The sequence below is a fragment of the Phyllobacterium sp. genome, from assembly GCF_037994425.1.
Taxonomy (GTDB): domain Bacteria; phylum Pseudomonadota; class Alphaproteobacteria; order Rhizobiales; family Rhizobiaceae; genus Phyllobacterium.
Map to the genome: position 1 here is coordinate 1 of NZ_JBBNAM010000254.1, position 1,217 is coordinate 1,217.

At 56.5% G+C, this 1,217-nt stretch carries 1 protein-coding gene and 1 pseudogene; one reads left to right on the forward strand and one right to left on the reverse strand.

Translation table 11 applies throughout. From position 1 onward, the window contains the following. A pseudogene (locus AAAB35_RS17530) lies at window positions 1-352 on the forward strand (ROK family protein); the annotation flags it as partial. A 554-nt stretch (window positions 353-906) separates the two neighbouring features. Here AAAB35_RS17530 and AAAB35_RS17535 read toward each other — a convergent pair. Then, window positions 907-1,217, reverse strand: a 311-nt coding sequence (locus AAAB35_RS17535; RefSeq protein ID WP_340669563.1) for a hypothetical protein, incomplete at its 5' end; no start/stop codon positions are given.

Consider the following 1,217-nt stretch of genomic DNA (forward strand, 5'->3'; position numbering starts at 1 on the left):
ACGAGGCGGGCCGCATGCTCTTTCTCGGCCTCGGCACTGGCCTCGGCTCGGCCATTATCGCCGAGAACGTTTGCATGCCTCTGGAACTGGCGCACATGCCCTACCGAAAGGCGACATTCGAGGACTATGTCGGCGAACGCGGCCTGAAGCGTCGCGGCAAAAGCAAATGGCGAAAATCGGTATTGACGTCGCCGACCGCTTGGGTGCTGCCCTGCTGCCGGACTACATCGTCATAGGCGGCGGCAATGTCGAACGGCTCAAGGAACTGCCACCGAATTGCCGCCGCGGCAACAACGACAACGCCTTCCGCGGCGGCTTTCGGGTCTGGTTGGACGACAGCCTGAGCATCTAAACTCGCCGCCTTTCACGAAGCGGATCACCGATTTGGAACATCTGTAGGGCTCCGCCTGGTCCGGCGCGGAGGAGCTTCGGTGCAAATATCCGGAGTGGGGGAATTTGCAAATTTTGTTGGTTGAGGGGCCTGAGCCCGAAGAGACTAGTTTTTCTCACCTCAATGTCAATCGAACCGGGGGCTCCACGGATTCACGTGCTAGGAGCAAACATTCGGGATACCAACGCCGAAGGTGCGAATGGGCTTCTTGAACGACCGCATAGGCCTTGGCCTTTCAGGCCGCGATCGGGATGGCGTGACCATAAAATTTTGGGTGGCTATAGCTAAAATGCCGTCGAATTTATTCACCTGCTATTTTCGCCGAATCTGTCAAATATAGCGACCACTGCAATAGCTCCGTTTAAGCGATGACCCTGCAATTTCGATTTCGCCCAGCCGCAATAGTCGCGCATATCAAAAGCGCAACGCTCGGCGCCCTTACTTCGGCAGCTGGGATGACCGCGGTCGTGTGCTTGTTGAGCCTGCTCGTTCCCGAACGTCCCTTTTGGGTAGAATTAACGGCTGTGGCGTTGATATCGGTGGCTGTTACATTTCCGCTGCAATTTGCGCTTCACCGACGCAAAAAAGCGCTTCGGGATCTCCAGAAAGAACTTCAACACGCCCTCCACCATGATCCCATCATAGTTACACTGTGCGCCGACGCAGTTGCGACCCCCGTCGAGCATGCGATAGACCGCAGGCGCGTGACCACTGCGGAAAGCCCAGATGGCGTCATTCTCGTTGTCAGGGTCGGCAACTTCGATGAGATCGGTCGTCGCTATGGACCGCAATGGGCAGATACACTGCTTCAATCGATTGCTTGGAT